Raw genomic sequence first — 890 nt, forward strand, 5'->3', positions numbered from 1 at the left:
TGATTTTGAAATATTTACTTAAAAACCATTATGTTATATGTAATGTAGTAAATGATCTTTGAATTATGTTTATATCGTTATTTCTGATTGAGGATGAAAAGGTAGGAAAGTAAAGCAATGAAAAAAAGAGTTGGTTGGATAGATATCGCCAGAGCAATTGCCATGATCTGCGTAATTATAGGACATTCGCTTTTTCAGTATACCGGGGAGCCGATTGGGCGATATATTTACGCTTTTCATATGCCAATCTTTTTCCTATTGAGTGGGTATCTATATCATGAGCGTGATTATGTTAGTGAACTAAAAAACACATTAAACGGATTTATGTTACCTTACTATGCGACTGGATTGTTGATGTTGGGATTATTTCCTCTAACATTGCGTGGATTACCTTTCATGCAGTCAATGTACAGTAGTTACCAAGTTCTGCTTTCGTCTATATTTTATGGCACCGGTACAAATCCCAATATTCCCTTTTCTGCAAGTATAGGATCAGTTGGTGCTATCTGGTTTTTACCTGCGCTAGGAATAGCGACAATGATATTTAATTATATCATTCGTTCAACAAAAGAATTGAAACAAAAGAATGTAGTTAGACTATCTGCTGTTGTATTTTTAGCAATTATTGGAAAAAGTATTGCATCATTTTGGCTGTTACCACTGTCATTAAATGCGGCAACATTCTCTTTAACTTTTATGTACGTTGGATATTTGATGAAAAAGACTAACTTTTTAAGTAATCTAAAAATTCGAGATGTAATGATTGGCCTCATACTTTGGATTATTACTGCTCAGACACAATTATTTTCAATGGTATCGGTAGGTGCACAAGACACATTAATGGCGATAGGTGGAGGTATTGGTGGATCAATTGTCGTAATGTATGTATC

The 890-nt window shown here is 34.0% G+C and carries 1 protein-coding gene; it reads left to right on the top strand.

What is annotated here, in order from left to right:
* Positions 1-117 precede the first annotated feature (117 nt).
* The coding region (locus tag D1831_RS14015) for an acyltransferase family protein (protein WP_125073426.1) at positions 118-890 on the top strand (773 nt) is incomplete at its 3' end.

It is taken from the genome of Lactiplantibacillus garii, assembly GCF_003885105.1.
Classification (GTDB): Bacteria; Bacillota; Bacilli; order Lactobacillales; family Lactobacillaceae; genus Lactiplantibacillus; species Lactiplantibacillus garii.